The 7,266-nt window shown below is 74.5% G+C and carries 8 protein-coding genes; 6 read left to right on the top strand and 2 right to left on the bottom strand.

Annotated elements, in window-relative coordinates:
* The 5 genes from DVA66_RS14620 to DVA66_RS14605 all read left to right on the top strand — a co-directional run.
* Positions 1-814, top strand: an 814-nt coding sequence (locus tag DVA66_RS14620) for an outer membrane protein assembly factor BamB family protein (protein WP_157974021.1), incomplete at its 5' end; no start/stop codon positions are given.
* A gap of 39 nt (positions 815-853) precedes the next feature.
* A complete protein-coding gene (locus DVA66_RS14615) occupies positions 854-2,632 on the top strand; it encodes a DEAD/DEAH box helicase (protein ID WP_456297814.1) in 1,779 nt (592 codons plus the stop codon).
* Positions 2,633-2,852: 220 nt separating this feature from the next.
* Positions 2,853-3,458, top strand: a complete 606-nt coding sequence (locus DVA66_RS14610) for a dihydrofolate reductase family protein (RefSeq protein WP_232821972.1) — start codon at positions 2,853-2,855, stop codon at positions 3,456-3,458.
* A gap of 122 nt (positions 3,459-3,580) precedes the next feature.
* Entirely contained in the window at positions 3,581-3,748 is a 168-nt protein-coding gene (locus tag DVA66_RS20965) for a hypothetical protein (RefSeq protein WP_157974020.1), read from the top strand.
* 26 nt (positions 3,749-3,774) lie between these two features.
* The gene (locus tag DVA66_RS14605; RefSeq protein ID WP_114560745.1) at positions 3,775-4,155 is read left to right on the top strand and encodes a VOC family protein; all 381 of its coding nucleotides are present in this window, start codon (positions 3,775-3,777) and stop codon (positions 4,153-4,155) included.
* A gap of 16 nt (positions 4,156-4,171) precedes the next feature.
* Here DVA66_RS14605 and DVA66_RS14600 read toward each other — a convergent pair whose 3' ends face one another.
* Both DVA66_RS14600 and DVA66_RS14595 read right to left on the bottom strand, forming a co-directional pair.
* Positions 4,172-5,197, bottom strand: a complete 1,026-nt coding sequence (locus tag DVA66_RS14600) for a serine/threonine-protein kinase (RefSeq protein ID WP_114560744.1) — start codon at positions 5,195-5,197, stop codon at positions 4,172-4,174.
* Positions 5,194-5,679, bottom strand: a complete 486-nt coding sequence (locus DVA66_RS14595) for an Lrp/AsnC family transcriptional regulator (RefSeq protein WP_232821971.1) — start codon at positions 5,677-5,679, stop codon at positions 5,194-5,196. Before DVA66_RS14595 ends, DVA66_RS14600 begins: the two co-directional genes overlap by 4 nt.
* Positions 5,680-5,782: 103 nt before the next feature.
* Here DVA66_RS14595 and hppD point away from each other — a divergent pair, with 103 nt between their 5' ends.
* Positions 5,783-7,006, top strand: coding sequence for a 4-hydroxyphenylpyruvate dioxygenase (hppD, locus tag DVA66_RS14590; protein WP_114560742.1), 1,224 nt, complete (start codon positions 5,783-5,785; stop codon positions 7,004-7,006).
* The last annotated feature ends 260 nt before the right edge of the window (positions 7,007-7,266 follow it).

Here is a 7,266-nt window from a genome sequence, read left to right as displayed (position 1 = left end):
GCCCTCGGCGGACTCGGCCCTGCACGCGCTCGACGCCGCCACCGGCCAGGAGCGCTGGCGGGCCGACCTCGGCGTGCCGGTGCTGTCCGCGCCGCTGGTGGCCGAGGTCGACGGGGCCGAGGCGGTGCTCGTCGCCGCCGGACCGACGCTGTTCTGCCTCGACGCGGGAGGCCGCGTCCGCTGGCAGACGCCGGTGCCGGTGATGTCGGCCGGTCGGGTCGCCTGCGACGGCGAGCTGGTCGTGGTCGGCGCCGGCGACGGCCGCGCCCACGGCCACGACGCCCGCACCGGCGAGCGGCGCTGGACCTTCGACACCACCACCCGCACCACCGCCTACACCCGGCTGATCTACGGCCCCTGGGACGACACAGTCGAGCTGCTCCCCGACGGCGGCGTGCTGGTCTCCACGGTGGCCGCAGCCATCGCGCTGGACCGCCGCACCGGCACCGAGCGCTGGCGCCGCACCGGCAGCCACGTCTACACCCCGTCGCTGCTGCTCGGCGAGGACGCGCTGCTGGTGGTCGACGAGCGCGGCGTCGCCGCCCTGCTCGACCCGGCGGACGGCACCGTCGGCTGGACGCTGCCGACCGCGCCGCGCGCGTTCAACGCCGGCCCGGTGCTGTCCGACGACGGCCGCACCGCGTGGCTGGTCGGCGTGGCCGGGCTGCTCACCGAGATCGACCTCACGACCGGGACGGCCCGCCGCCGGCGGCAGCTGTTCACCGCCAACACGTTCTCCACCCCGGTGCGGGTGGGGGAGCTGCTGCTGGTCGGGGCGCAGGACGGGTCGGTGCACGCGGTCGACCTCGGCTGAGCGTCCGGCTCCGTCCGTCCCGGCACTACAGTGGGGCCAGTGACACCCCGGCACCCCGACCCCAGGAACGTCGAGCGCGCCCACCCCGACCGGCTGCCCCCGGCCTTTCCCGACCGGGCCGCCTGGGGCACCGTCACCAAGCTCCGGGCCTGGCAGCAGGCCGCGCTCGACCTCTACCACCGCGATGAGCCCAAGGACTTCCTCGCCGTCGCCACCCCGGGCGCCGGCAAGACCTCCTTCGCCCTGCACCTGGCCGCCGACCTCATCAACCGGCGGGTGGTCAACCAGGTCGTGGTGGTGGCCCCGACCGAGCACCTGAAGACCCAGTGGGCCGAGGCCGCGGCGCGGATCGGGCTGGCGATCGACCCGGCCTTCGGCACCCGGCAGGGCGGCACCAGCACCGAGTACCAGGGGTTCGCGCTCACCTACGCCGGGGTGGCGGTCAACCCCAACGCGCTGCGGATCCGGGTGGAGCGCACCAAGACGCTGGTCGTGCTCGACGAGATCCACCACGCCGGGGACGCCCGCAGCTGGGGTGAGGCGGTCCGCGAGGCCTTCGACCCGGCGACCCGACGGCTGGCGCTGACCGGCACCCCGTTCCGCTCCGACAGCACCCCGATCCCGTTCGTGCGCTACGAGCACGACGGCACCGGTCACCTGCGTTCGCGCGCGGACTACACCTACGGCTACGGCGAGGCGCTGGCCGACGGCATCGTCCGGCCGGTGCTGTTCATGGCCTACAGCGGCGAGATGTCGTGGCGGACCCGGGCCGGGGACGAGATCGCCGCCCGGCTCGGCGGCCCGCTCACCAAGGACCTCGCCGCGCAGGCGCTGCGCACCGCGCTCGACCCGCACGGCTCCTGGGTGCCGGCCGTGCTGCAGGCCGCCGACACCCGCCTCACCGAGGTCCGCTCCGGCGTCCCGGACGCCGGGGGTCTGGTGATCGCCACCGACCAGACCAGCGCCCGGGCCTACGCCGCCATGCTGCGCCAGATCTCGGGCGAGGAGCCGGTGGTCGTGCTCAGCGACGAGGCGGGCAGCAGCGAGCGGATCAGCGAGTTCTCCGCCGGCCGGCAGCGCTGGATGGTGGCGGTGCGGATGGTCTCCGAGGGTGTGGACGTCCCCCGGCTGGCGGTGGGGGTCTACGCCACCACCACGATGACCCCGCTGTTCTTCGCCCAGGCCGTGGGCCGCTTCGTCCGGGCCCGGGCCAAGGGCGAGACCGCCTCGGTGTTCGTGCCCAGCGTCTCGGCACTGCTCGGCTACGCCGCCGAGATGGAGGTCGAGCGCGACCACGCCTTCAAGGTGGCCACGCGCACCGAGGAGATCGAGCTCGACGAGATCGACGAGGCGGTCCACGACGAACCGGACGCCGACCTCGAGGCGGGCGAGTTCGCGGCGCTGGCCAGCGAGGCCGACTTCGACCGCGTCCTCTTCGACGGGGGCGAGTACGGGCTCGGCGGCGCGGCGGGGTCGGTGGACGAGGCTGACTACCTGGGGCTGCCCGGGCTGCTGGAGCCGGAGCAGGTGCGCGACCTGCTGCAGCGCCGCCAGGCCGAGCAGCTGGCCCGCGGCGCCAGCCCGCAGGAGCAGGAGCGCCAGCAGGCCCAGGCCACCCACCAGAAGCTGCGCGAGCTGCGCCGCGAGCTCAACGGCCTGGTCGGCGCCTGGCACCACCGCACCGGCGAGCCGCACGGCGTCATCCACAACGCCCTGCGCGAGGCCTGCGGTGGCCCGCTGACCGCCACCGCCGACGCCGACCAGCTGCAGGCCCGCATCGACCGCATCCGCCAGTGGGCTGTCACCCGCGCCAGCTGACCGACCCTCCTTCACCGCCCCGAGCCCGACCCGCCCCCAACGCCCTGAGCCTGCCGAAGGGCGATCAGCGGCACCCACGCACCGACGCACCCCGAACGCCCTGAGCCTGTCGAAGGGCGAGCACCCGACGACACCGGGGGCGATGAGTTCCGCGTCCCACCGAGGTCAGCCCCAGCACCGCCGCACCGGCGGCGCTGCCCACGACACGGAGGAGCAGGACGTGGCCGAGCTCGTCGTCATCGAGAACATCTCCCTGGACGGGGTCATGCAGTCCCCGGGCGGCCTCGACGAGGACACCCGCGGCGGGTTCGACCGCGGCGGCTGGGCCGCCGAGTGGTTATCCCGCGACCCGGAGGCCGCGATGGCGTCCATGGCCGGGGACGCGACCAGCACGTCCCTGCTGTTCGGCCGCCGCACCTACACCGACCTGGTCGGCCACTGGCTCTCCACCTCTGAGCCCAACCCGTTCACCGACGTCCTGCGCGACACCCCGAAGTACGTCGCCTCCCGTCACGCCGGCACCGAGCTGCCGCACCCGGCCTCGACCCTGCTGCCCGGCGAGGCGGCCGAGACGGTCACGGGGCTCACGCACGCCCTCGACGGCGAGATCGTCGTCCTCGGCAGCGGCGAGCTGGTCCGCAGCCTGGCCGCGGCCGGGCTGGTCGACCGCTACGTGCTGACCACCATCCCGGTCGTCCTCGGCCGCGGCACCCGGCTGTTCGGCGACACCCCCGCCGAGCTCACGGTGGAGCGGTCGCGGACCTTCAGCAGCGGCATCTCCGTGGTCACCTACGCCGTCCGCCGGCCTGGGGCGTTCAGCGGCTGAGCCCGAGCGGTCGCGCCCCCTTGCGGGCCCGGTCCGCGGGCGCGAGGGTGGGCGAGTGTCCTCCGGCCCACCGTCACCGCCGCCGCCCCCGCCGCCCCGGCTCCTCCGCGGCGGTCTACGTCGTGCTCACCAGCGGGGGCAGCGACCTCGGCGGGTACCCGCTGCTCCTCGTCCTCGGGGTGGGGACTGTCGTCCTGCTGCTGGTGGTGCTGATCTGGGTCGTCCTCGGCTGCTTCGAGCACACCCTGCGGGTGCTCGTCGCCGTCGCCGACCACACCCGCGAGCCCTGACCCGTCCTCGCCCGGAAGGAGCGACCGTGCACCGCAGCCGGCTGTCCACCCTCCTCATCGACACCCCCGAGGCCGAGGCCGACGCCAGCGCGGCCTTCTGGTCGGAGGCGCTGGGGGCGACGGTCTCCAGCCCACCCGACGAGCCGCAGTACCTCACGCTGCACGGGGCGGTGCCGAGCCTCGACGTCGCCGTGCAGCGGGTCGGCAGCGCGGCCCGCCTCCACGTCGACATCGAGACCGACGACGTCGACGCCGAGGTCGCCCGGCTCGAGGCGCTCGGCGCCGTGGCGGAGTCGAGCTGGCAGGGCTGCCGCACCCTGCGCGCCCCGGGCGGCCACCTGCTCTGCGTCATCCCGCTGCACAGCGACCCCGAGCTCTTCGCCTCCCTCGCCCGCACCTGGCCCTGACCAGGTGGGCGTGGCGTCAGGCCAGCAGCACCCCGAGCGAGACCACCAGCACGACGAGCAGCACCACCACCACCGCGCCCAGCACCACCCCGAACCGCCCGAGCCCGCCCGGCCTCCGCCCTTCGACAGGCTCAGGGCGCTGGGGTGACGTCCCGCGCTGGGGTGACGTCCCGCGCTGGGGTGACGTCCCGCGCTGGAGTGACGTCTCGCGCTCACCCGACCCCAGCGGGCTGAGCTCGTCGAAGCCCGAGCGCCCGAGGCCGGCAGGGGCGATCGCGTCCAGGGCGTCGGCCAGCGCGGCGGCGGTCGTCGGACGCTGCCGTGGGTCCGAGCTCAGTGCGGCTCCCAGCAGGTCGTCCAGCTCGGCCGGCATCCCGACCGCCGCCGCCACGGCCGGCGGGCGGGCGTCCGGGCCGCGGGCGACCAGGTCGGCCAGCGTGCGCACCGGGAACGGCGGCCGGCCGGTGAGCAGGGCGTAGCCGACGCAGGCCAGCGAGTACACGTCGCAGCGGCGGTCCAGCGCGCCGCCGGTGGCCTGCTCCCAGGCCATGTAGGCGGGGGTGCCCGCGGTCATCGTCGAGCCGGTGCCCACCGACAGGTCCTTGGCCACCCCGAGGTCGGCCAGCCGGACCCGGCCGTCGGCGTCCAGCAGCAGGTTGCCCGGGGTGACGTCGCGGTGCACCACCCCGTGCTCGTGCAGGCAGCGGGCGGCCTCGGCGGTCAGCCGCAGCGCCCGGTCGGCCGGCAGGCGCTGCCGGCGCAGGTCGTCCAGCGAACCGCCGGGGCAGTGGTCCATCGCGAACCAGGGCCGACCGTCGGGCAACGTGCCGATCTCGTGCACCGCCACCAGCCGCGGGTCGGCGATCCGCTGCAGCAGCCGCGCCTCGGCCAGGAACCGGGCCCGGACGTCGACGTCCACCGCCCAGTTCTCGGCCAGCACCTTCACCGCCACCTCGTCCTCGGGCCCGGCGGCCAGCCAGACGGTGGCGAACGACCCCACCCCCAGGCGCCGGGTGAGCCGGTAGCGGCCGACCTGCGTCACCGGCGCGGCTCACGGTGCTGGACCAGCGGCTGGGTGCGCATGGCGATCTCGGTGCTCAGCCCGATCACCGTCGAGGTGCGCAGGATGCCCGGGTCGGCCACCAGCACGTTGATGACGTCCTGCAGGTCGGCGTTGGAGCGCGCCACCAGCCGGCACCACAGGTCGCCGTTGCCGGTCACCGTCCAGCACTCCAGCACCTGCGGGATGCGCTCGAGGTGGGCGGTGATCCGCTGCCGCAGCGACTGGTCGATCTCGAGGCTGACGAAGGCGGTCACCCCGTAGCCGAGCGCCTCCGGTGAGATCTCCGGGCCCCACCCGGTGATGACGCCGGCCGCGGTGAGCCGGTCCAGCCGCGCCTGCACGGTGCCCCGGGCCACCTTCAGCTGCCGGCTCGCCTCCAGCACGCCCAGCCGCGGACGGGCCGCGAACAGCGCGAGCAGCCGGCGGTCCAGGTCGTCGAGGGTGTGGTGGCTGCTGGTCACGTTGCCTCCAGGTCGACAGCGCCGTCCGACAGGCAGGTGGTCAGGTTGTCCACCTGTCCGACCGACTGTTGCACAACCTGACAGCCGGCACTGCACTGGCCCCATGACCGAGTCCACCGACGTGCTCACCTCCTCCATCCTCACCGCCGACGAGAAGCTGGCCTCGCTCAGCGCCGAGCAGCTGCGCCAGCTCGTCGGCCTCGTCGACTACGACGCCGCCGGTGACGTCTTCCCCGTCACCGGCTGGGACGCCGTGCACTGGGTGGTCGGCAACGCCACCCAGACCGCCAAGCACTACCAGTCCGCCTTCGGCATGCGGCTCGAGGCCTACGCGGGCCCCGAGACGGGTCGCCGCGACTCCGTCGCCTACGTGCTGCGCAGCGGCTCCTGCCGGTTCGTGGTCACCGGCGGCGTCGCCCCGGACAGCCCGCTGCTCGACCACCACCGCCGCCACGGCGACGGGGTGGTCGACATCAGCCTGGAGGTGCCCGACGTCGACCGCTGCGTCGCCCACGCCCGCTCGGTCGGGGCGACCGTCCTGGTCGAGCCGCACGACCTCAGCGACGAGCACGGCACCGTCCGCACCGCGACCCTGGCCGCCTACGGCGACACCGTGCACACCCTGGTCGACCGCAGCCGCTACACCGGCCCGTTCCTGCCCGGCTTCGTCGCCCGCACCTCGGGCCACCTCCCGCGCGACGGCGCGCCGACCCGGGTGTTCCAGGCCCTCGACCACGTGGTCGGCAACGTCGAGCTGGGGAAGATGGATGAGTGGGTCCGCTTCTACAACGAGGTGATGGGCTTCACCAACATGGCCGAGTTCATCGGTGACGACATCGCCACCGACTACTCCGCGCTGATGAGCAAGGTGGTGGCGAACGGCAACCACCGGGTGAAGTTCCCGCTCAACGAGCCGGCGGTGGCGAAGCGGCGCAGCCAGATCGATGAGTTCCTCGAGTTCTACGACGGCCCCGGCGCCCAGCACCTCGCCCTGGCCACCAACGACATCCTCGCCGCGGTGGACCACCTGCGCGCCGAGGGCGTGGAGTTCCTGCAGACCCCCGACTCCTACTACACCGACCCCACGCTGCGGGAGCGGATCGGTGAGGTGCGGGTGCCGGTCGAGGAGCTGCAGCGCCGCGGCATCCTCGTCGACCGCGACGAGGACGGCTACCTGCTGCAGATCTTCACCAAGCCGCTGGGGGACCGTCCGACGGTGTTCTTCGAGCTGATCGAGCGGCACGGCTCGCTCGGCTTCGGCAAGGGCAACTTCAAGGCGCTGTTCGAGGCGATCGAGCGGGAGCAGGAGCGCCGCGGCAACCTCTGAGCTGCCAGCGGGCTGACGGCCGGTTCACACCGCGCTGACAGCCGCCCTTCCTAGCGTCGGTCGCACCGTCGAACCGCTCGGCGGGCAGGGAGGAGCAGCAGATGAGCAGCAGAGCGAAGTGGGCGGCCGGCGCGGCCGCGGTGGCCGCCACGGCCGGGATGGGGCTCGGTGTGGGCCAGGTCGCGGTGGCCGAGCCGACGCCGTCCCCGACGGCCAGCCCGAGCGCCCCGGCCAGCCCGGGCCCCGGCGAGGAGCAGGCC

The sequence above is a fragment of the Desertihabitans aurantiacus genome (assembly GCF_003344635.1).
GTDB lineage: Bacteria > Actinomycetota > Actinomycetes > Propionibacteriales > Propionibacteriaceae > Desertihabitans > Desertihabitans aurantiacus.
The sequence above is the reverse complement of the archived record's forward strand: the minus strand, read 5'-3'. Positions and strand labels throughout refer to the sequence as shown.

Excerpts from the sequence above, each read along its gene's own strand:
- hppD (WP_114560742.1), top strand. The coding sequence starts at position 5,783 with ATGACCGAGTCCACCGACGTGCTCACCTCCTCCATCCTCACCGCCGAC.